This window comes from Streptomyces spinoverrucosus (assembly GCF_006539505.1).
Taxonomy (GTDB): domain Bacteria; phylum Actinomycetota; class Actinomycetes; order Streptomycetales; family Streptomycetaceae; genus Streptomyces; species Streptomyces spinoverrucosus.
In genome coordinates this window covers 32,005-53,139 of record NZ_BJND01000063.1, presented here as the reverse complement: position 1 = coordinate 53,139, position 21,135 = coordinate 32,005, and the positions used below count along the sequence as shown (strand labels likewise).

General features: G+C 68.3%; 15 protein-coding genes and 2 pseudogenes. 9 read left to right on the top strand and 8 right to left on the bottom strand.

The annotated features are described in order from the left end of the window. Positions 1-1,754 (top strand): annotated as a pseudogene (locus SSP24_RS33580) (S8 family serine peptidase); the annotation flags it as partial. A 102-nt stretch (positions 1,755-1,856) separates the two neighbouring features. Here SSP24_RS33580 and SSP24_RS33575 read toward each other — a convergent pair. Then, on the bottom strand, positions 1,857-3,116 hold the full coding sequence (locus SSP24_RS33575) for a serine/threonine-protein kinase (RefSeq protein WP_308439657.1): 1,260 nt from the start codon (positions 3,114-3,116) through the stop codon (positions 1,857-1,859). Positions 3,117-3,406: 290 nt separating this feature from the next. On the opposite strand from SSP24_RS33575, the gene SSP24_RS33570 reads away from it, so the two are divergent. Further along, positions 3,407-4,150 (top strand): oxygen-binding di-iron domain-containing protein, encoded by a 744-nt coding sequence (locus SSP24_RS33570; protein ID WP_141313739.1) that lies wholly within the window; start codon positions 3,407-3,409, stop codon positions 4,148-4,150. A gap of 453 nt (positions 4,151-4,603) precedes the next feature. Here SSP24_RS33570 and SSP24_RS33565 read toward each other — a convergent pair whose 3' ends face one another. Further along, the gene (locus SSP24_RS33565; protein WP_167529776.1) at positions 4,604-5,740 is read right to left on the bottom strand and encodes a PQQ-dependent sugar dehydrogenase; all 1,137 of its coding nucleotides are present in this window, start codon (positions 5,738-5,740) and stop codon (positions 4,604-4,606) included. Between the two features lie 360 nt (positions 5,741-6,100). On the opposite strand from SSP24_RS33565, the gene SSP24_RS33560 reads away from it, so the two are divergent. Continuing rightward, positions 6,101-6,622 (top strand): helix-turn-helix domain-containing protein, encoded by a 522-nt coding sequence (locus SSP24_RS33560; RefSeq protein WP_308439656.1) that lies wholly within the window; start codon positions 6,101-6,103, stop codon positions 6,620-6,622. An 891-nt stretch (positions 6,623-7,513) separates the two neighbouring features. On the opposite strand, the pseudogene SSP24_RS33555 reads toward SSP24_RS33560, so the two are convergent. The 3 genes and pseudogenes from SSP24_RS33555 to SSP24_RS33545 all read right to left on the bottom strand — a co-directional run. After that, positions 7,514-7,869 (bottom strand): annotated as a pseudogene (locus tag SSP24_RS33555) (aquaporin); the annotation flags it as partial. Next, positions 7,866-8,147 carry an ArsR/SmtB family transcription factor gene (locus SSP24_RS33550; protein WP_141313738.1) on the bottom strand — a complete coding sequence of 94 codons (282 nt, stop codon included), beginning with the start codon at positions 8,145-8,147 and terminating at the stop codon, positions 7,866-7,868. The pseudogene SSP24_RS33555 and the gene SSP24_RS33550, both read right to left, overlap by 4 nt. Before the next feature lie 536 nt (positions 8,148-8,683). After that, positions 8,684-9,136, bottom strand: coding sequence for an Lrp/AsnC family transcriptional regulator (locus SSP24_RS33545; RefSeq protein ID WP_141313748.1), 453 nt, complete (start codon positions 9,134-9,136; stop codon positions 8,684-8,686). A 223-nt stretch (positions 9,137-9,359) separates the two neighbouring features. Here SSP24_RS33545 and SSP24_RS33540 point away from each other — a divergent pair, with 223 nt between their 5' ends. Then, positions 9,360-9,911 (top strand): OsmC family protein, encoded by a 552-nt coding sequence (locus SSP24_RS33540; RefSeq protein WP_141313737.1) that lies wholly within the window; start codon positions 9,360-9,362, stop codon positions 9,909-9,911. A gap of 467 nt (positions 9,912-10,378) precedes the next feature. Here SSP24_RS33540 and SSP24_RS33535 read toward each other — a convergent pair whose 3' ends face one another. The 3 genes from SSP24_RS33535 to SSP24_RS33525 form a co-directional block, all read right to left on the bottom strand. Further along, positions 10,379-11,560: a MalY/PatB family protein gene (locus SSP24_RS33535; RefSeq protein WP_141313736.1), complete on the bottom strand. Its 1,182-nt coding sequence runs from the start codon at positions 11,558-11,560 to the stop codon at positions 10,379-10,381. Between the two features lie 384 nt (positions 11,561-11,944). Then, positions 11,945-15,103, bottom strand: coding sequence for a DUF1349 domain-containing protein (locus tag SSP24_RS33530; RefSeq protein ID WP_167529775.1), 3,159 nt, complete (start codon positions 15,101-15,103; stop codon positions 11,945-11,947). 210 nt (positions 15,104-15,313) lie between these two features. Next, positions 15,314-16,081, bottom strand: a complete 768-nt coding sequence (locus SSP24_RS33525) for a FadR/GntR family transcriptional regulator (protein WP_141313735.1) — start codon at positions 16,079-16,081, stop codon at positions 15,314-15,316. A 131-nt stretch (positions 16,082-16,212) separates the two neighbouring features. On the opposite strand from SSP24_RS33525, the gene SSP24_RS33520 reads away from it, so the two are divergent. The 5 genes from SSP24_RS33520 to SSP24_RS33500 all read left to right on the top strand — a co-directional run bounded on the left by SSP24_RS33520 (position 16,213) and on the right by SSP24_RS33500 (position 21,067). Next, positions 16,213-17,328, top strand: coding sequence for an enolase C-terminal domain-like protein (locus SSP24_RS33520; protein WP_141313734.1), 1,116 nt, complete (start codon positions 16,213-16,215; stop codon positions 17,326-17,328). Between the two features lie 93 nt (positions 17,329-17,421). Next, a complete protein-coding gene (locus SSP24_RS33515) occupies positions 17,422-18,786 on the top strand; it encodes an ABC transporter substrate-binding protein (protein ID WP_141313733.1) in 1,365 nt (454 codons plus the stop codon). Positions 18,787-18,798: 12 nt separating this feature from the next. Next, entirely contained in the window at positions 18,799-19,719 is a 921-nt protein-coding gene (locus tag SSP24_RS33510) for a carbohydrate ABC transporter permease (protein ID WP_141313732.1), read from the top strand. A 77-nt stretch (positions 19,720-19,796) separates the two neighbouring features. Continuing rightward, the gene (locus SSP24_RS33505) at positions 19,797-20,681 is read left to right on the top strand and encodes a carbohydrate ABC transporter permease (protein WP_141313747.1); all 885 of its coding nucleotides are present in this window, start codon (positions 19,797-19,799) and stop codon (positions 20,679-20,681) included. 77 nt (positions 20,682-20,758) lie between these two features. After that, positions 20,759-21,067, top strand: a complete 309-nt coding sequence (locus SSP24_RS33500; protein WP_229866305.1) for an L-rhamnose mutarotase — start codon at positions 20,759-20,761, stop codon at positions 21,065-21,067. Positions 21,068-21,135: the final 68 nt, after the last annotated feature.

Sequence of the window (21,135 nt, the reverse complement as noted above, 5' to 3'; positions counted from 1 at the left end):
CGGACCAGACCGGACCCGACTGGAACATCACCGTCGGCGCGCTGCGCCGCGACGACCGGCGGGCCGTCGTCGGCGACGGCATGCCCGTACACCTGTCGTCCTGGGGCATCGGAAGCCTTCCCTCGGCCTGCCACACCGGTGTTCTGTGCCAGGACCAGTTCAGCGGCACCTCGGCAGCGACGCCGTACACAGCCGGCGTCTTCGGAACGACGCTTCAGCGGGTGCGCGAGGCGATCGGTGACGGGCGGGCCGGGCAGAAGAGCGGCCAGGTCGTCGCCGAGGGCACCGCGCTCGACGGGAGCGTGTACCTCAAGGACGGCAGGCTGACGCGGGGTGAGCTGCGCGAGGCCGTCCTGAAGAACGCCTTCCCGCTCGGCGAGGACAACCTGCCGTCCGCCAGCTGGCCGCTCGCCTCACCGCACACGGCCGGCAACGTCCTCTTCGAGGGCTACGGCGCCGCCACCCCCGAGACCGCGCGCCGTGCCACGGACGTGCTGCTCGGCCACGCCCTGCTGCCCGAACGCCCCGTCGAGGACGACTTCTTCGCCGCCGACCGGGCCGTACGGGACAGCATCTGGGGCGGCTACGACCGGGACGGGGACGGCGCCGAGGATCCCGCACCGCTGCCGAGCGGCGTTTCGGCGGGCCTCGACGACGTGGCGACGCTGGACGGCACGCTGGGTGTACTGCGCGGGACGCTGGCCGCGCAGCGAACTGCTGAGCCCCAAGAGACGTACTCCGAGCGGGCGTTCAGCTACTACCTGCACCAGGGGCCCGACTGCGGCGCCGAGCGGACCATGGACCGCACCGACCGGGCGGGGGACGCGGACGGCTGCGCCGTCGGTGACACCCTGTCCTCCGTAGCGCCGTATCTGCCGACGGCCGCGCATCCGTCCACCGACACGTTGGACGCACCGCTCGCCGCGGGCTCGAAGGTGCGGGCCGAGCTGTACGTACGGACGCGGGCCCCGGCGGCACTCGTCGGCCCGTCCGTCGTCCTGCTCGCCACCGACCGGGAGATCGGCCGTGGCAAGGCCACGACCCAGCCGGTCACCGGCTCCTGGACGAAACTCACCATCGAGTTCGAGACCGCCCGGCACGCCTTCACCGGGGAGCAGCTCACCGTCCAACTGCTCTCCGACACCACCGCCCTGCTCGCGGTGGGATACGAGGGCGACCACGCCACGAGGCTCACGGTCGACCCGGCCGCGCTGCCGCCCTCCGGCCTTGAATTCGGCGCCACCATCGAGGCACCCGCGGACGGCGGCGAAGTCCGCGAGGGCGAAACGGTCGTGGCCGGCGGCCGGTTCACCTTCCCCGACGCCGGCACCGACCCCGAAGGTGTCGGCGGCCGTCCGGAAACCCGCCGGGTGCAGGTGTCCGTGGACGACGGCACCTTCGCCTCCCCGCTCTCTGCGGAACTCGACGAGGCCACGGGTACCTGGCGCGTTCGGGTCGGGCGCCTCGGCGCGGGCGAACACGTGCTGTACGCCCGCGCGGTGCGGGACAGCACTCCGTCGCAGGCCACACGGACGAGCTTCCGGGCGGTCCCCGACGCCCGCGTCGAGTGGCAGGTCGTCAGCCGCAACGCTCCCGTGGACCCGGCCACCTGGCGTCCCGCCGAGGGTCTCGCCGACTGGTCGTTCCGGCTGACCACGTCCTCCTACGGCGTCGGCCACCGCACCATCGTCGTACGTCTGGTGGAACGCGGCACTGAGACGGCACGTGACAGCGTGCGGGTCCGCTTCCGCTGACGCGGCGCCTCCTCGGAGGATCCGGGCGGGCCGGAACCCCTGCGGGGGCCCGGCCCGCCCCCGTGTCATCGCCCCGGGCCACGGCCGACGCTGGTGCCGTGGTCAGCCCTCTCGCTTGGGCTTGTCGCTCTTCTTCTTGCCGGGCTTGGGCGGTGAGGTCGTGGACGGCGAGGAACTGCCGGACGGGGTCGTCGGGCTGACCGTCGGGATCGGGGGCGGAGGCGTGGTCTGCTGCGGCGTCGGGAGGGCGGATGGTTCCGGGGGCGCGGAGCCGGTAGTGGCAGCCGTGGTCTGCTCGTCGACCGACGGTTCCGTGACCGCCGAGGTCGCCGATGTGGTGCTCGACGGGGAGGGACGGGACTTCCCGGGCGGGGCGCTCGCCTCGTTGATCAGGGTCGTGCCGACCAGGAACGAGGCGCCGAAGATGACCACCCCGGCGATGCCGAGAAGCACCGTGGAGCGCCGCCGGGCGAGCGGTGCCGACGAGGTCACAGCGGCGCCGGGCAGCTGAGCCGTGGGCATCACGGCGCCCGGCGCCGGCGACGGGGCGGTCCGGCTGTCCCTCCAGGCGGCGAACCAGTCGCTGACGCGTTCGGCGGTGGGCCGGTGGCCCGGTTCCTTCGCGAGCAGCCGCAGCAGGTAGTCCTCCAGACTGCCGGGCAGTCCGGACCGCAGCTGCCCGGGCCGGGCGGGTGTGGCGGAGATGTGCTGGTGCACGACGGCTGCGGCGGTGTCCCCCTGGAAGGGCGGGTGGCCGGTGAGAAGCTCGTACAGGACGCAGCCGAGGGCGTAGACGTCGGACGCGGGACCGGCCGGTCGTCCCAGGGCTCGCTCGGGGGCCAGGTAGGTGCTGGTACCCATCAGCTGCCCGGTGGCCGTCAGGGAGACCGAGGCCTCGTCGGCGATCCGGGCGATCCCGAAATCGGCGATCTTCACGGTGCCATCGGCCGACAGCAGCAGGTTGCCGGGCTTGACGTCCCGGTGGATGACGCCCTGCTGGTGCGCGGCGGACAGGCCCGCCGCGATCTGCGCCGCGAGGTCGGCGACCCACTCGGGGGCCAGCCCGCCCCGGGCGGACAGCTCCTGAGCCAGGCTGCGGCCTTCGACGTACTCCATCACCAGGTAAGGACGGCCCTGGTGGGATCCGGCGTCGTACAGCGCCACCACATGTGGGTGGTTGAGCCGGGCGGCGATCTCCGCCTCTCGGCGGAAGCGCTGCGTCGTGGTGTCGTCCGCCTCGGCGGCGAGCAGCTTGACGGCCACGGTCCGGCCCAGCAACTCGTCGGTGGCACGCCAGACCTCGCCCATGCCGCCCCGGCCGATGGTTTCGTCCAGCCGGTATCGGTCCGCGACCAGCACCACGTACCTCGTCCCTCGCCACCGTTGACCGCGGTGCTCCCCGTCCGCTGGATCGCTGAGCAGCGAGAGCAACGCACCGCACTCTGCTCAGCGCGCACAGACCGCACCGTGTCACAGGTGCAAGGGGTCCGAAGTCGGTGATGCCGGAATCGGTGGAGGCGGGAAAGTCCGAGGGTGGGTTGCACTGCCGTTCTGGACGACCTTCTCTGGCAGAGAGGTCTTTCATGAGGAAGACGCCTCACCACGTGGGCGGTGTCGGGGCGGATCACCGCCTTCACCGCAGGGAGGACGTGATGGCTGCCGTCGACGAGGTAGCAGCGGACATCTTCCGCATCAACGTGATGACCGATCCGGAACTGGACTTCACCACCAGTTTCTTCCTGATCCGCGACGAGGCTCCTACGCTCGTCGAGACGGGCTTCCGCCGGGCGTTCGACGAGACCTACCGCGCGGTGTCACAGCTGATCGACCCGGCGAGCCTCCGGTACCTGGTCGTGCCGCACTTCGAGGGCGACGAGTCCGGGGCGCTCCATCTCTACTTGCACCGGGCACCGCACGCCCTGCCGGTGTGCAGTCCCATCGGCGCGGGCGTCAACGGCGATCTCGCGGACCGCGATCCGCTGGCGGTCGACGGCAGCGGTGAGCTCGACCTCGGCACCCACCGCCTACGGTTCCTGATCACTCCGTACGTCCACACCTGGGAGTCGATGCTTCCCTGGGACGCGACCACACACACGGTCTTCTGCTCGGACGTGTTCATCGGACCGGACAGCGGGCGAGCGACCACGGACGCCGATCAGAGCGACTACATGATCGACATGTACCGCAGCGTCGGCATCTTCCCCTCACGGGCCCACCTCGACCATGCCCTTGACAAGATCGAGGCCGTGCACCCGCAGACCCTCGCCTGCCACCACGGCAGCGTCAAGACGAGTCGGATTCCCGCTTACCTCCAGGCACTACGGGCGACGGACGTCACAGGCGTCACGGAATGGAACCCGATGGCCGAGACACCCGGCGATCACCAGCATCACTGACCACCGGCGGACGATTCGTTCTCGTCACCCGCTCCATAATGAACCCCAGGTCAGCGGCCTGGGGTTGGTTGCTTGTTTAGTCCAATTTGGGGGTGGCGTGCCCTCTGCGTGCCCTAAAGGCAGGACGAAGGCCACTGAAGGGGACACCGTGCAAACTCCCCAAGAGATCGGCCGGGTCTGGCGCCATCACTCGCCGGCCGAAGTCCTGAGCCAAGTCTCGCGCGTACCCGCCGACTGAGGGGATCTGACGGTGCTTCCACGAAAGGGCCAGCCGGCCTGCCGCCGGTTCCGGGCCGAGCCCGGAGAGCCCCGACCCGAGGTCCTGCACCCGAAGGAGGTCGAGGTTCTCGGGCCGGGGCGGCGGGCTGGTCTCAGGCGGGCCGGAGATGCCGGAGGTGATCCAGCCGACCTGGGTGACACTCGCTACTCGGCGGCTTCCACATCCAGTGGTCGTTACGCCGGGTCGATGCGGGAGACGCTGCCACGCAGGTCGAGCACGTACAGCTCGCCCTTGCCTCCCTGCACGAACGAGACGACCCGGCCGCCGTCGACTCCGAGGTCGCTCACGCCGGTCACCTCGCCGTTCTCCATCTGCAGAGCACGGATGGTGCCGTCGCAGTAGTCGCTGAACACGTACTGACCCTTGAGATCCGGGATCGCCTCGCCTCGGTAGACGTATCCGCCGGTCACCGAGCAGCCCAGCCCGCTGCGGTCGTACTCGTGGATCGGCGGTACGTGGTTCGCGGGTTCCGTGCCGCCCCGGAAGGGATGGTTGCCCTCCATCTGGGACCAGCCGTAGTTCTCGCCGCCCTTGCTGGCTGCCGGGGCCCAGTCGATCTCCTCCCAGGCGCTCTGGCCGACGTCCCCGATCAGCAGGTCGCCCGTGCCCGCGTCGAAGGAGAACCGCCACGGATTGCGCAGCCCGTATGCCCAGATCTCGTCCTTCGCGTTCGGGTCGTCCACGAACGGGTTGTCCGGCGGGATCGCGTACGGCTTGCCGCCGCTCGGGTCGATCCGCAGTAGCTTGCCGAGCAGCGTGTCGAGGTTCTGCCCGTTGCCGTGCGGGTCGCCGCCCGAGCCGCCGTCGCCGAGCGCGATGTAGAGGTAGCCGTCGGGGCCGAACGCGATGTCGCCGCCGTTGTGGTTCGCGTAGGGCTGTGTCTGGGTGAGGACGGTGCGCCGGGTGTCCGGCTGGATCCTTCCGTCCCGCACCGCGAACTCGTCCACGGTGCTGGTGCCTTGGAGGTTCGTGAACGAGATGTAGAAGTGCGCGAACTCCTTGTCGAACGCGACGCCCAGCAGGCCGCGTTCACCGTTGGTGGTGGTCTCGCTGGATATGTCGAGGACGGGCTCGCCGAGCCCCTCATCGTCCAAGACCCTTACCTTGCCTGCGCGTTCGGCTATCCAGACCGTGCCACCGGGACCGGCGGCGCCGGCGGTTGGATTCTGGGCCGTGGCCACTTTCTTGAGCACGACCTTCGCTGCCTGGCGTGGGGCGCTGAGCTCGTCGGCGGACGCCGTGGTCAAGGCGAGGGAAGCGACGAGGCAGAGGGTGCCGATGATCGCCGAGCTTCTGGTGCGAACTTTCACCGTGATCCTCCTAGAGGCGGCGAACGGGGGAGGTCACCCGGCTGCCAGAGGCAGAGATAGGGGGGTGTCGTCCACACCGGCACGCACACCTGGGGGGTGGGGGGATTGGTGCGCTACTGGCCACAGGTGAGGCTACCGGGACAGGGGTTGTTGAAATAGACCACACTCCGCCACCCATTTACCTCCGCTCCGCTTTCCGTCGCGCCCTCCGCCTCCCCGTTCCCCGGCACTCTCCTCATACGGCGCCCGGGTGGTGCCTACTGTTCGGACACCTCCTGCTGACCAGGCCCCTGGTACCTGGGCTGTCGGGTCCTTCTCGGTGTCCGAATGGCGGGCTTTCCCGCAGGCCGTGCCCATGGCGTGCTTAGAGGCGGAGAACCACGGTCAAGGCCCAGGTCGAGTCCAGCTCCTCGACCCCCCGACGACATCCGCCCCCTCGCCACCCGCGTCGAGAGCGAGATCCTCTACCGGCTGCTGCGCAGCTCCCTCGGCCCCGTCCTGCGCCAGTGGTCACTGGACGACTCGACCACGGCCCGGATGCGCGAGGTGGCCCGATGGATCTGCGCCCGCTACACCGAGCCGCTCAGAATCGACGAGATCGCCGCCGTGGCACACATGAGCCCCGCCAGCCTGCACCGGCACTTCAAAGCGGCCACCGGCATGGGCCCGCTCAAGTACCAGAAACACCTGCGCCTGCAGGAGGCACAGCGGCGCCTGGTCGCGGGCGGCGCCACCGCGGCCCGGATCGCACAGGCGGTCGGATACACGAGCGCCACCCAGTTCAGCCGCGAGTACCGCAGCACCTACGGCCTCCCGCCCGGCCAGGACGCGGCCCGCCTGCGCGCTCGACTCGCCCACACCCCCACGCCCCAGCAGGCGTAGGCCCAGGCAGTCAGACGCCGCACCCGGCATGCGGGGGCCGCTGCTGAGCCGAATAGCACGTCGGCCTCGCGTTCCGTGGTGGCAGTGACAGGCCACCGTAGCCGACCGACCTGCGGTTGCCCTCGCCGAAACCGCTGGTGCCGGTTCAGCTGGGCCGCTGGGGGTCGGGGTCGAGGTGGCGCACGTCACCATCGGCGGCGATGGGGTTGCGGCACCCGATGACGGACGTTGGGCGGTTCGGTCCGGGGGCTGCGTTTGCCCGTCGGGCTCCTCGGCGTTCTCTCTGCCGTAGACCTCCATCCAAGGAAGTCCGGATATGGTGCTGAGATCCCGGATGTGACGCCGCGCACCAGGCCATACATGTGCTGCCGCAATGCCGCATCGCCGCGCACCCTGGCGCAGCCCTCCTCGCGAGCCTGCGGGGCTACGGGGCATGCCGAGCGTCCCTCCCTGGAGCTGCGTGCCCATAGCGTGCCCGTAAGGGCGGTAAACAGCGGTCAACAGCGGCGCATCCAGGCCCATCCGACCACTCCATGGATCAGGCGTCTACGCTGGTCAGAGCCCTAGAGCTTGCTCAAGCGCCGTCGCTTCCCAAGCTGAGAGCGCGAGTTCGATTCTCGTCACCCGCTCCATGATGAAACCCCAGGCCAGTGGCCTGGGGTTTGTTTGTTGTCTAGACCAATTGGCCCGAACGTCTCAAATCGGAGACGCATTATGTGTGGCCCGCGTCACCGCCGCGTGCTTGGCTCGCGAAGTCGCGTATGCGAAGCGGCAGTTCACAGACAGGCGTCCGCCATTGCAGAAGCCGATGCGTTCGTGATTGACGATGCCCAGGCGGCCGCTATAGGCGCGGCTCCACGCCGAGGTCGGCGAGCAGGCCGCGGATGTGGTCCTCACCAGCGGCTTGCCGAACATGGCGTCGGCCAGGACGGCACCCGCTGCCGCACCAGCGATCTGGGCAGGGACATACGCCCCCACGTCCCGCGCCGTGAGCCCGTCGCCTGCGCGACGGCCAGTTAGCCAGGCGGCAAGCGTGACGACAGGGTTGAGGTGAGCGCCGGAGACAGGCCCGAGCAGCACGATGAGCACGCCCAGGCCGAACACTGTGGCCAGCGAGTTGGCGAGCAATTGGACGCCGACGTCCCGGACAGTTCGGTGGCCTGGATGCCGGAGCCGACCACCACCGCGACCAGCGCCGCCGAGCCGACGGCCTCGGCCAGGGCACGGCGCCCCAGGGAGGCGCTCACGTGAGCGCCTCGACCGCAGTCGGCGTCTTCAGGAACACGGCGAGCCGGTCGAGAGCCGCCGGCAGCACCCAGTAGTACACCCACGTGCCACGGCGCTCGCAGTCGATGAGACCGGCCTGGCGCAGGAGCTTGAGGTGGTGGGAGAGCCGGAGCGGGTCACCGAGAGCCTTGAACACCTTCGCCAGCTCGGCCGCCTGGCCCTCGTCCAGCGGAGCGGACGAGGGTCCCGGGCAGCGGGCGGCATCCTGGCCGATCACCTCAAGCTGCTGTTTCGACATACCTCTATGTTGAAGTACCTGCGCGAAACCGTCCGTCGGCGCTACGCCGCCGCAGCCGTGAAGGTCACCGAGGGCGGCACCGCCTGATGCGGGCCGCAGCCGGTCGAGGTCGCCCGCGCATGGAATGTGTGTCACCTCCGTGGTGGAGAAGCGTCTGGGCGCTCTGCAGTCGCCCACCTTTGATGGCCGACTCGGCGCCCGCCGCGCGGGGGAACTCGCCTTCGTCTTCGACATCCTGCGCTTCACCGGCCTGATCGGCCCCGTGCCCTCGGAGCACTCGCCGACACCATGCACATTGCCTGGATCGACTTCGCCATCACCGGCGACCGCGGTTGACCCGCGTACGCCGCCCGGCTCCGTGCCACCAAGCGCTTCGACGAAACCTTGCAACTGGTACACGACCCGCGACCTGACCCCCGCGCCGCAGGGGGCAACCGCCGCTGACGCAGGTCGTCCACCGGCGTCAGCGGCGACACCACCAGGGCCGCTCGTGCCGGCATTGGGCCCAGTGCCGAGCGGGGTGGCGGGGCGTCGTCTCAGGTGGGGAGTGGGCGCGCCTCGACGATGTGTTTCATGACGATGGTGGAGGTCAGTTTCTGTACACCTGGCAGCCTGGTCAGTTGCCCTTCGTAGAGCTTCCGGTAGTCGGCGAGGTCGACGGCCACGACGTGCAGGAGGCAATCGGGATCGCCGAAAAGGCGTTGTGCCTGCAGAACGTTGGGAATTGCGGCGACGGCCTCGTCGAAGGCCGCCAGCGTCGACTGATCCTCCCGCTGCAGCGTCACGAAGACCAGCGCTTCGAAGCCGAGTCCCATCGCCTCCGGATCCAGCACTGCCTTGTATCCGCGAATCACGCCTGCGCGCTCGAGCTCGCGCAGCCGCCGCTGGCAACGCGAGATGCTCAGCCGGACCTTCTCCGACAGTTCCGTGATCGTCTGGCGACCGTCCTTCTGTAGCTCCGCAAGAATTTCGCGATCCACCCGGTCAATGGGCAACTCTCTCCCCAATCTATCCGGCTGCTAGCAAAGGTGGCAAAAATATAGCGGTCGATCCCGCCTAGCCTCGTCTTAGAGAGTTAGCGCGGTCGACTGCTTCTTCAGGGGCGAAGTGTGCGCCGCGCCGCGACACATTTCTCAGTCCTGAGTGGCGGTCCGATGGCCGCTGCCATCGCTCACCCTGACCGCCCCACGCCAATCGGAGGAACCAGTACTGATGTCCGTAGTCAACGAGATCGACGTAAAGGCTCTGCAGGAGACCATCGACGCCGTTCGGGCCACTCCCAAGCTCGGCCAGGTCACCTTCGCTGTCGACGGTAAGTGGCAGGGCGGTTTCCGGATCAAGGCGCAGACCGGCGCCCTGACGCAGGGCGGTGAGCGCGACGAGCAGCGTGTGGCGAAGTACACGATGACCAGCGACGAGCCGACCGCGCTGTTGGGCACCGACACCGCGGTCTCGCCCGCGGAGTACGTTCTGCAGGCGCTGGCAGGCTGCTACACCGTCACACTCACCGCCAACGCCGCCTCGCGCGGCATCGAGCTCAAGAGCTTCCGGCTGGAGCTCGAAGGCGACATCGACCTGCGCGGGTTCCTCGGTATCGACACCGCAATCCGTCCGGGCGTGCAGCAGCTGCGCGTTCGCGTCCACATCGAGGCCCCTGATGCCACCCGCGAGCAGCTCGAAGAGCTGATCTCCCTCGTCGAGAGCCGTTCGCCCATCCGCGACACCCTCGTTAACCCGGTCGACGTCGTCACCACGCTTGTCTGAGCACGCGACAGCCCGGACGCCCGAACTGTAAAGGACAGTCGCGGCGCACGACCCGCTGCCCGCATCCGCCCGTAAGCGGCATCGGACGGCGGGTCAGCCACGTGCGCCGGTGTCTTCCAGGGTGGGCATCCGCAGGAGGAGCCTGGAGACCCCGCACGGCGGTATCCGGGCTCAGGCGCGCCTGTTTCCCTCAATTGCGCATGGACTCATCGCTGAGATGCCAATGGGCTGAGAGACGCGCGGAACCGAATGCCCAGGCCCGCTTCTCGCCCCGCCTGGATGGGACCCCCTCCTGGGGCATCGGGAGCTCGTCAGTGAGACCAAGAGTGGCCGAAGACGGATCGCATGGGCCGGCCTCTGAGACGCGGCACGGCTCTGCGGCGGCGCACAGGACGGGCGGTTACCTACGCAGTCCTGCTGAGCGGACCGCAGAGGCTACCCATCACGTCCCTTTCGAGTCGACGAACTCACAGTACGGAGGCCATCCTGCGGACCCCTTCGGCGAGGATTTCCGGGGAGGTGGCCAGGTTCATACGGACAAACCCCGCTCCGCCCGGCCCGAAGGCCATCCCGGAGTTGAGGGCGATCCGGCCTCGTTCCAGGAAGACGGCCGCCGGGTCGTCGCCAAGGGCCAGTTTCCGGCAGTCCAGCCAGGCCAGGTAGGTGGCCTGGCCTGGGCGGCAGCGCACGGCGGGCAGGTGGGTGGACAGTAGATCGCCGAGCAGATGACGGTTTTCGTCCAGTCCGGCCAGCAGGCTGTCGAGCCAGGCACCGCCCTCCCGTAGGGCCGCGGTGTGGGCGATGACGCCGAGGTGGCTGGGGCCGTGACTGACTTCCTCGGGGAGGCGGGCCAGGTCGTCGGCGGCCTCGGGGCCGGCGATGGCGAGGGCGGCTTTGAGACCGGCCAGGTTCCATGCCTTGGAGGCGGACATCACCGACAGGCTGTTCTCCGCGCCCGGCACGCTCAGGTAAGGAACGAAGGAGGTTCCGGCAGCCACGATGGGAGCGTGGATCTCGTCCGCCACGACGCGCACGGCGTACCTGCGCGCAAGCTCGGCAACATCGGTCAGTTCAGTGGCGGTGTGTACGGTGCCGGTCGGATTGTGCGGACTGCACAGCAGATACACCGGCCGCCCGCCGCGACCGGTGGCTTTCTGGAATGCGACCTCCAGGGTGGTCAGGTCGATCCGCCCTTCCTCGGTCAGCGGCGCCTCGACAACCGGCCGGCCGTCGTTGCGGATGAACTGATAGAAGGGCGGATACACAGGGCAGTTGACCACGACGGGGTCCCCGTGGCCGGAGACCAACTTGAGCATCTCGACGATGCCCAGCATCACGTCAGGGACGATCGCCGTCCGCTCAACAGCCAGGTCGTCCCAGTCCCAACGTCGCGCGGCGAAGTCCGCGAATGCCTCGCCGTAGGCGGTTCCGGCCGGATACCCGGTATCTCCGCGCTCCACCGCACTGTGGATGGCTCGTGCTACGGGCTCGGCGACCGGCACGTCCATCTCCGCCACCCACAGTGGCAATACGTCGTCCTGGTAGGTCGTCCACTTCATACTCGTGCGCTGCCGCAGCTGCTCCAGAGACAGCTGCCGCAGTGGGTTCACGCCGCGAGTTCCAGTGAGGTCCTTCAATGCGTCATCCATGAAGCGAAAATAGACCGCATGTCGCGCGCATTGTTTGCCTTTCTTGTGCTATCTTTCCTTCGAAGCGGCAAAGAGTCACCCAGTTTGGGGCGCGATTCAGCAAGGAATTTGCGCCTGCCGGTTGCGACTCTTGCTCTGGGTCTCCCGCTTGCTCACACCGACGCGCTGGGGGCCCGCCGCCCGTACCCGGGGCGGCCGACCGGCTCGCCGGCGCGGCCGTGAAGACTCTGCGCGTTGCAGGGTGGAGGCGGCACCGTCGATTGCGCGTGCGCGTTGCCATGCCGCACGCAGGTCGGCCCGGACATGACGGTGCTCCGCGTGCCGGTGCGGAGGTCGCACCGGCACGCGGAGCTCGTTTCGGAGACCGTGACCCGAACCGCTTCGTCAGCTGACGGAGAACCGGCTGAAGTTCGCGGTGCCGATGGTTCCGGCGTGGGCCGTGGAGAACATGCCCGCGTCCAGGGTGCTGTTCGCCCCGGTCAGGGTCGCGGTGCCGACAGTGGTCCAGGTGGTGCCGTCGGCGGAGTAGGAGCCGGTGACCGACGTGCCGCTCCTGACCAGGCGGAGCCAGACAGGGGCGACGGTGGCGGTTCCGGTCTTGGTGGTGTTGGTGTCGAGGTAGCCGTCACCGTTGGAGTCCGACTGCAGGGCGATTCCGTTGCCGGGGGTGGTGGCGAGGACGAGGTATCCGGTGGACGAGCCGGCGGAGGCGATGTTGTTTCGCAGCATCAGGCCGGCTTTGGCCCAGCTGTTGGTCTTGTCCTGACTGGCGACGCGGACGGTGACGGTCGAGGACGTTCCAGCCGCCCCCGTCTGGTAGGCGGCGGAATACTCGTCGTCGTATGCCGTGCCCGAGCGCCATACGTCGATGCCCGCGCCGGTCAGGGAGGTCACTCCGCCGCTCTGGCTGACGGCGGCCGGAATCGAACTGTATGCCTTGTAGGGAGAGGTGACGATGCGCAGGTTGCTGAATGTCGCGCTGCCGGCGGTGGTGCTGTGGGCTGTGTGGATGACACCGGCATCCTGGGTGGTCGCCATGGACGGCAGGGTCACCGTCGAGCCGACCTGAGTGAAGGTGGATCCGTCGGTGGAGTAGTAGGCGGACACCTGGGTGGCAGTGCGGGTGAGCCGCAACCAGACCGGTGCCTTGACGGTGGCAGCGGTGGACGTGAGCTGGTCGAGGTAGCCGTCGGCGTCGGAGTCCCGCTGGAAGCTGACGCCGTTGTTCGGGGTCACCACCACAGCCGCGTATCCGGCGGAGGAGCCGTCGTCCGTGAGGTCGTTGCGCAGGACGACGCCGGCCTTGGCCCAGCCGCTGGTCTTGTCCAGGCTGTCGACCCGGGCGGTCACCGACGTGCCGTCGACAGCTGCCCCGTTTCGGAAGACGGTGCCGTACTCGTCTTCGTGCTGTCCGCCGGCACCCCAGATGTCCTCGCCCGCGTCGGTGATCGTGAAGTGGCCGCCGCTCTGGCCGGTGTTGGCGGGGGTGGAGGAGTAGGCGCTGTAGGGGGAGTTGACGGGGTCGGTGGTCAGCGGGCGGTACAGGGGCTGGATACCGGCGTTGTTCATGACCGTCTTGGCGGCTGACGGCCAGTTGCCGTCGCTGACGACGACGGTGCCGCTGACCACGTCACCGCGGCCGTTGGTGTTGGTGATGTTCGCGTGACTGTTGTTCGTCCAGTTGTCGATCAGGGTCAGGGCGCCGGTGTTGTTGGTCGCATTGCTGTTCTCATGGCCCCATTCGCCGGTGTTCCGGAAGACGTTGTTGGTGTCCGTGAAGTTCCGGGAGCCCTCGTCGTGGTAAAAGCCGAACCAACCGTTGTTGCTGTGGCAGTAGTTGCGTTCGAAGGTGCTGCCCGGTGACGCCGACAGGGTGTACAGACAGCCGCCGTCAGTCATCTGCTGCATGAGGTCGTGGATGTAGTTGTCGGTGACGTGGTTGTTCGCAGCGGTTGTCGCGGTCGTGTAGATGGGCTGGTAGTTGTACAGGCCCCGGTTGACGTAGTCCTGGCTGCCGCCGATGTCGTTGGCGCCCCAGCCGTAGCCGATGGTGAGGCCGGAGTAGGGCAGGTTGTACATCTCGTTGTGCGAGATGGTCGCGCCGTTCACGTAGGTGACGAGGATGGCCGACATGTCACGGTATTCCAGCGCCACGTCATGGATGAGGTTGTTGCTCAGCGTGATGTCCCGGTTGGTCATCCGCCTGTCACTGGGGTGGTGCGCGTCCGCCCGAACGCCGCCGACGGCGATGCCGCCGCCCGCGTTCTGGGTGAAGACGTTGCCGGTCGCTGTGATGCTGCGGGCGCCGAGTCCGACGCCGGTGGTGTGGGCGTTGGCGTCGTTGCCGATGCCGAGGCTGTTCTGTCCGAGCTGGGTGAACCGGTTACCGGTGAACGCGATGTGGTCGGCGGCCGAGACCTGGACGGCGGAGGGCATCTGCTTCCAGTGAGGGCGTGCCGCCTCGAAGAGCCGGCAACCGCTCTGACACGAGGTCAGCGCATCCGACGGGCGGTCCCAGGTACCGGAGAGGTACGCGCCGGTCTGCTGGCTGGCGTAGCCGTGGGTGGTGGGGTCCAGCCAACTGGTGCCCGAGAACTGCAGCCCTGAGAAGGCGATGTGGGTGGCGGGGGAGGAGTACGTCCCTCCGACGCTGATGAGCGACTCCAGCTTCGGCACCTCGACGTCGGCCTCACTCATGTCCTGCCCGGCGAGCGGCTTGTAGTACAGGGTGCCGGTAGCGGTGTCGAGGTACCACTCGCCGGCCGAGTCGAGGAATTCGTAGGCGTTCTCGATGTAGAGGGGGCCGGCCCGGAAGGGGCTCGTCAGGGTGTCGTAGCCGAACGTGTTGTTGTTCCACGAGGGCTGGGCCATGGTGATGGTGCCGCTGCTGATGCCGGTCACCGGGGCGTAGCGGTCGGTGAAGGATCCGATGCCGTGGATCTCGGTCCGTTCGGGCTGCGCGAGGCTGTTGAGGTAGCTCAGTGAGCTGTTGGTGAACGTGTAGCCGCTGGTGGTCGCGGTCAGGTCCGAGCGGGGGATCTCGGCGCGGGCCCTGGTGGCCATGACGCCGTCGACGGACAGATGGCGCGTGTCGAAGCCGGTGCCGACGTCGGCCTTCCAGATGTTCTTGGCCGAGTCCTGCACGGTCCAGCCGGTGGCCTTCTGTGCTCCGGTAATGACGGGGTGGGCGCCCAGCGCGGCCTTCCAGGTCACCGTGTGGCCGCCTGTGCCGGAGTCCGCCGAGGTGAAGGCGAGCGGCGCGGAGAGCCGGTAGGTGCCGTCGGCGAGCTCGACGGTGATGTCCCCTTTCATGGAGTTGTTGGTCGCCCGCACCTTGCTCTTGGCCTGGGTGACGGAGCACGGCCGTTTCACGGAGCAGGCGGTGCCGGAGCCGCTCGGTGAGGCGTAGAGCGTCGTGCCGGCCGCGAAGGCGGGGCCGGCCTGGACGAGGACGGTGGCGGTCGAGGCGGTGAGGACGGCGGCTGTGGCCAGCCATGACCTGAGACGGCCAGGAACCGTGGGACGTATGCGGGTTGTTCGCATGTGACACCTTCCGGGAGGTTCAGGGGGCCCGTGGTGTGCGTGGGCGGGCAGGGGAGAGCCCAGCGACAAGAGGGGGAAGGGGTAAGAGCGATGTAACATTAGACGTCATATGAATTTCGTCAATAGGTCGCGCGCTGCCGGCTCGGCGGGACCTGGACATGCGAACGCCCCCGGCCTGTTTGGCTCGGGGGCGAGTCGGTGGGAGTGCTCTCAGGAGGCGGGCGAGCCGACGTTCGGCACGCGGCGGCGGTTCCAAGCGGTCGTGATGTGTGCCGCCATGGCTTGCGCGGCCCCCTCGGAGTCCCGGGCCAGCAGCCGCTCGGCGACTGCGCGGTGCTCCGCGTTGGCCTGCTCGCATGCGGTCGCGTCCGGTGTGCCGTTGTAGAGGAACGTCGTGCGCGCCTGGGCGTGGAGGATCCGGATGATGGAACGCCCGAGCCTGTTGTGGGATGCCTGCATGATCCGGTCGTGGAAGGCCACGTCGGTCTCGATGAAGCGTGCCGGGACGGCGGTCTCCTCGTCGAGCCGGGCGAGCAGCCGCTCGATGGCTCGCAGGTCGTCGTCGGTGGCCAGCTCCGCAGCCTGGGCTGTCATCTGGGCTTCCAGCGTCGACCGGATGTCGACCAACTGGTCGAGGACGACGAGCTGGTCGTCATGCTGGACGGTCGCGGCGAGCACGGCGGGGTCGAGGAGGTTCCATTCCTCGGGTGGGGTGACGGTGGTGCCGTAGCCCTGCCGGGCCTGGACCAGCCCCTTGGCCTCCAGGGACTTGACTGCCTCGCGGATGGTGATTCGGCTGACGCCGAACGTCTCGCAGAGCTCGGGTTCCACCGGCAGGGTCGATCCTGGAGGAATGGCGCCCGACACGATCGTGTCGGTCAGGCTCTCCATGACGGCCTGCGCCAGTCGGGCCGGACGCTTGGGCCAGGGCTTGAGAACGGGAGGCTCCCCTGTTCTTCCGGTGCTGTCCTTGGCCATGCGGGTCCCCTTGCTGATGCGTGCCGATGGCGGCGAGTCTACTGCGCGGAACTTCTTGACAGCATTCGTATGACGACTTACGTTACACGAAAATTACGCAGCAGTACTTTCCCGTGCAAGGGGTGCAAGCCGTGCGCATTACCGAAGTCGAGTGCCATCCGGTCCGGGTGCCGGGAGCCAGTCCGCCCTTCGTCTGGCGGGACGGACTCCTGGGCAGCCCGTCCGAGGGCGAGGCCGCGGTGCTGCGCATCTGCACGGACGAAGGGGTCGAGGGGGTGGCGATGTCCCCCCGGCGTGGCAGCGGTGTCATCCTGGCGGACCTGCTGGACCGCGTACTGCGCAAGGAGTTGGTGGGGCACGATCCCCTGCAGCGGGAATGGCTCTGGCACCGCATGTGGGAGCTGGACCGCACGGAGGAGCTCCCGCTCTACCTGCTGGGGTTGGTCGACACCGCACTGTGGGACCTGGCCGGACGACTCGCCGACCGGCCCACCTGGCAGATGCTCGGCGGTTACCGCACCTCGATACCCGCCTACGCCTCCACTGTCACCTATTCCTCGGTCGAGGAGTACCTGGACATCGCCGACCAGGCCCTGGATCTCGGCTACCCAGCCATAAAGCTCCATGCCTGGGGTGACGCCCGCCGCGACGCCCGCCTGTCGGTGGCATTGCGCGAGCATGTGGGAGACGACATCCCGCTGATGTTCGACGGGTCGGCGGGCTTCGACCTCCCCGACGCGATCTACCTCGGGCACGCTCTCTCGGACGCCGACTACCTCTGGTACGAGGAGCCGATGAGGGAGTTCAGTGTCACCGCGTACAAGCGCCTCGCCGACTCGGTGGCCGTTCCCCTCCTCGTGGCCGAGACCTCCGACGGGGCGCACATGAACTCGGCCGATTTCATCCAGGCCGGCGCCGCCACCTTCGGAGTCCGCGCCTCCACCCAACTGCGCGGCGGCTTCACCGGCGCGATGCGCACCGCCCACCTCGCCGACGCCTACCGGCTGCGCGCCGAGGTGCACGGGCCGGAGATCCCCAACCGGCACCTGTGCATGGCCATCTCGAACACCACCTACTACGAGTCGCTGGTCATGGGGAATCCCATCAGCCGCGAGAGCGGCATCGACGCCCACGGCCTCGTTCATGCCCCCACCGGTCCGGGCGTCGCCCTTCCGGCGGGTCTGGACTACCCTCCCGCCCTTCAGGGATTTGTCGACAAGGAGACCATCACCCCGCCCCGGGCCTGATGACCGGAGCCCAAGGCCCGACGGCCTGTCTCGAACACCCCGAACGCGGCACCTCTCCCGCTGTGCGCCATTTCCCAAGATCTGAGGTCAGTCATGAACGACGACGTTCCGGTTTCCTCCCGCCGCCGGCTCAGGCACACGGCCGTCGCCGTCCTGGGCGCCGTCTCCCTGCTCGCGCTCGCTGCCTGCGGCAGCGCGGACCCCACACCCCCCGCGACTTCCTCCCCGGCGGCCTTCAAGCCCGTGGCTCAGCAGCAGGGCAGTGAGATCACGGTCTGGGCGGACGCCACCCGCGTTCCTGGCGTGCAGGCGTACCAGAAGGCGCACCCGAACGTGAAGATCAAGATCGTCACGTACAGCGGGGACGCCAACGGCGCCAACGATCTGCAGGCCAAGGTCCAGCTGTTCGATCGCACCGGCAGCGGCTGGCCCGACGTCGCATTCAGCGCCAACGTCAACGACGGCACCTGGGCCTCCCAGGGCAAGACGCCCTACGCCGCCCCCGTCAACCGGGACATCATCCCGAAGACCACCCTCGACGGCTTCTCCGACGGCGCCCTGGACCCGTGCGTCTTCAACGGCAACACCTACTGCCTGCGCAACGACCTGGCCCAGAACGTGCTCTGGTACAACAAGTCCCTCATGGACAAGTTCGGGTACAAGGTCCCGACCACCTGGGAGGAGTACCAGGCACTCGGCGAGAAGGTAGCCGAGGAACACCCCGGTTACCTGGTCGGAACCGCCGGAGACGCCTGGACTCCTGAGGTGTACTTCTGGGCCAGCCAGTGCACCGCCAGCACCACGACCGGTGCCAGGAAGGTCACCGTGAACCTGCAAGACCCCAAGTGCACCCGGATGGCCAAGCTGCTCGACACCTTGATCGCCAAGGGCTCGGTCTCCAAGGACACCGTCTTCAGCGCCGGCTTCATCAAGAATCAGGCGAGCAAGGTTCTGATGCTCCCTGGCCCCTCCTGGTTCGGCCAGGTGCTCTTCAACTCCACCTTCAAGATCCCCAAGGGGCAGATCGCCGCCGCCTCCCCGCTGAAGTTCGAGGGCGACGCCAAGAACTACACCGGCAACGTCGGCGGCGGACTGTGGTTCGTCTCCTCCCACAGCAAGAACCTCAAGGCGGCCGCCGACCTGGTCACCTGGATGACAACCTCCGACGCCTACCAGGGCACCGCGGGCACCTACCCCGCGTACAAGAAGGCCGCGGTCACCTGGCTCGCCAACCAGAAGAAGACCGGCTACTTCGCCGAGGACGTCAGCCCCGTCTTCAAGGAATCCGCGGAACTGATCTGGCCCGGCTGGTCCGCCACCCAGTACAGCCAGGAAGCCATCTACTCCTCCACGGTGGTCCCCGCCCTGAACTCCGGCAAGACCCTCACCGACACCCTGGACACCTGGCAGACGGCCATCACCAACAAGGCCAAGTCCCTCGGCTACACCGTCAACTAGCGAAGCGGACCGATGACCACCCACCTCGCAACGGAGCGGAGCGGCCGCCGTGGCGGCCGCTCGGCCCGAAACCCGGTCGGACGAGCCGGCTACGTCTTCGTCTCCGGCTACGTCCTCCTCCTACTCGCCTTCGGCGTCCTGCCCACCTGTTACGCGGTGTGGCTGGCGCTGTCCAACTCCCGCAACCAGCTCGTCGGACTCGGCAACTTCACCCGGACGTTCACCGACTACCGCTTCGGTCCGGCCTTCCTCCACATCGGCCTGTACCTGGTGGTCTGGCTGGCCAGCCTGATGATCCTGGTGGTGCTGCTCTCCCTGATGCTGCACGGCCGCATGCGCAGGACCTCCACCACCCTGCGGTTCCTGTTCTACCTGCCGGGTGCCCTCGCCGGGGTGGCGAGCGTACTGCTCTTCCTGATACTTCTCGACCCGGCTGCCAGTCCCGTCGGCTGGCTGCTGAAGAGCTTCGGCTGGAACACCCTCGCCCAGGTCAACGCCCCCGGTCACCTGCCGGTGCTCTTCACCGTCATCGCCTTCTGGACCGGGGCCGGCGGCTGGATCGTGGTCATGTACGGCGCGCTCAACAGCATCCCGGACGAGATCCTGGAGGCCGCCCGCATCGACGGCGCCAGCACGCTCCAGATCGCCCTGCGCATCCAGATCCCGATGATCACCAAGTGGATCGCGTACATGCTGATCCTGGCCTTCGCGGCCGGCACCCAGCTCTTCGTCGAGCCGCAACTGGTCTCCCTCGCCAGCTGGGGAATGATCCCCGACAGCTGGTCACCGAACCAGCTCTCCTACCAGTACGCCTTCCAGGCAGGCGACTTCAACGGCGCGGCGGCGCTCTCCGTCGACCTCCTCATCCTGGGCCTCGCCTGCGCGGCGCTCGTCGTCTTCCGTACCGGCCTGTTCGACAGGGACGAAGGATGACCACAGCTCCCACGACCACAGCCCGCCGAACCCCGCCGCCCCGTACCGCCGACGCCCACTCCAGCCCGAGGAAGCCCATGCGCCGGAAGCGCCGCCCAAGCTCACTGGCCGCCCGGCTGGCCTGGCTCATCGTCATGGGCCTGTCCGTGCTGTTCTTCTGCGTGCCGGTGGTGTGGCTCCTGCTGGCCCCGACCAAGACCGATGGCCAGATCGTGCGGGACAACCCGTTCTCCTTCGGCTCTCTCGGCGCGGTCGCCGACGCCTGGCACCACCTCTACGCGTTCCAGGACGGCGCCATCATCACCTGGCTGCTGAACTCGGCGCTCTACACGTTCGGCGCGCTGGCCATAACCCTGGTGACGTCGATCCCCGCCGGGTACGCGCTGGCTCTCACCCGGTTCATCGGGCGACGGATGCTGCTGACCATCACCATGCTCGTGATGCTCATGCCGACGGCCGCGATGGTGCTGCCCCTGTACCTGGGGATGAACGCCGTGCACCTGGACGGCACGATCTGGTCGGTCATCCTGCCCTTCTCCTTCTTCCCGTTCGGGGTCTACCTCACCTACATCTACTTCTCCTCCAACGTCCCCTCCGACCTGCTCGCCGCAGCACGCATCGACGGCTGCTCGGAGTGGCAGGTCTTCCGTCTCATCGCGATGCCGCTGGCCAAGCCCGTGATCGCCCTGGTCGGCTTCTTCAACTTCGTCGGCAACTGGAACAACTTCTTCCTGCCGTTCGTGATGCTGCCCGACAGCTCCCAATACCCGGCGCAGGTGGGGCTGAACAACCTGCTCGCCGCCTCGCCGCTGTTCAACACCTCCAGCGGCGCGGGAAACCAGATCATGCGACCCGAACTGGCCCTGGCCACCCTCGTGACCATCGTCCCCGTTCTGATCGTCTTCCTCTTCTCCCAACGCGCTCTCGTGTCCGGCATGCTCGCCGGCGCGACAAAGGAGTGAGGCGGCAGCCGCGCCCTTGGCGCCGCCGTGTTCAACCGGCGTTCCCTGACGTCGGCGTCGTCGCCAAGCCCCACGCCGTGCGGACGCCCACGCCAATGCGTCACCGGCCAGGGCCATGGCGGGCTGTCCGGCACCGCCGCCCACACTCACGGAAGGACCCCGATGAAACGGGTTATCTGCGCGAGGACACGCTGTTCGGCTACTTCGAGTACCACGGCGACGACTTCGAGGCCGGCATGGCCGCGATCGGCGCCGACGCGGCCACCCAAGCCTGGTGGAAGCTCACCGGACCATGTCAGGAGCCCTGGGCAGATACCGGCACCGGGGGCAGTTGGTCGGACCTGACCGAGATCTGGCATCTGACCCCCTCGGCGACAGCCACCTGACAACACCCATGTCAAGGAGACGCCCAGTGAGACTTCTACGAGTCGGCGCGCCCGGCGAGGAGCGGCCC

Excerpts from the sequence above, each read along its gene's own strand:
- SSP24_RS33525 (WP_141313735.1), bottom strand. The coding sequence starts at position 16,081 with ATGGCCAAGGACAGCACCGGAAGAACAGGGGAGCCTCCCGTTCTCAAG.
- SSP24_RS33530 (WP_167529775.1), bottom strand. The coding sequence starts at position 15,103 with ATGCGAACAACCCGCATACGTCCCACGGTTCCTGGCCGTCTCAGGTCA.
- SSP24_RS33540 (WP_141313737.1), top strand. The coding sequence starts at position 9,360 with ATGTCCGTAGTCAACGAGATCGACGTAAAGGCTCTGCAGGAGACCATC.
- SSP24_RS33510 (WP_141313732.1), top strand. The coding sequence starts at position 18,799 with ATGACCACCCACCTCGCAACGGAGCGGAGCGGCCGCCGTGGCGGCCGC.
- SSP24_RS33515 (WP_141313733.1), top strand. The coding sequence starts at position 17,422 with ATGAACGACGACGTTCCGGTTTCCTCCCGCCGCCGGCTCAGGCACACG.
- SSP24_RS33570 (WP_141313739.1), top strand. The coding sequence starts at position 3,407 with ATGGCTGCCGTCGACGAGGTAGCAGCGGACATCTTCCGCATCAACGTG.
- SSP24_RS33550 (WP_141313738.1), bottom strand. The coding sequence starts at position 8,147 with ATGTCGAAACAGCAGCTTGAGGTGATCGGCCAGGATGCCGCCCGCTGC.
- SSP24_RS33535 (WP_141313736.1), bottom strand. The coding sequence starts at position 11,560 with ATGGATGACGCATTGAAGGACCTCACTGGAACTCGCGGCGTGAACCCA.
- SSP24_RS33505 (WP_141313747.1), top strand. The coding sequence starts at position 19,797 with ATGCGCCGGAAGCGCCGCCCAAGCTCACTGGCCGCCCGGCTGGCCTGG.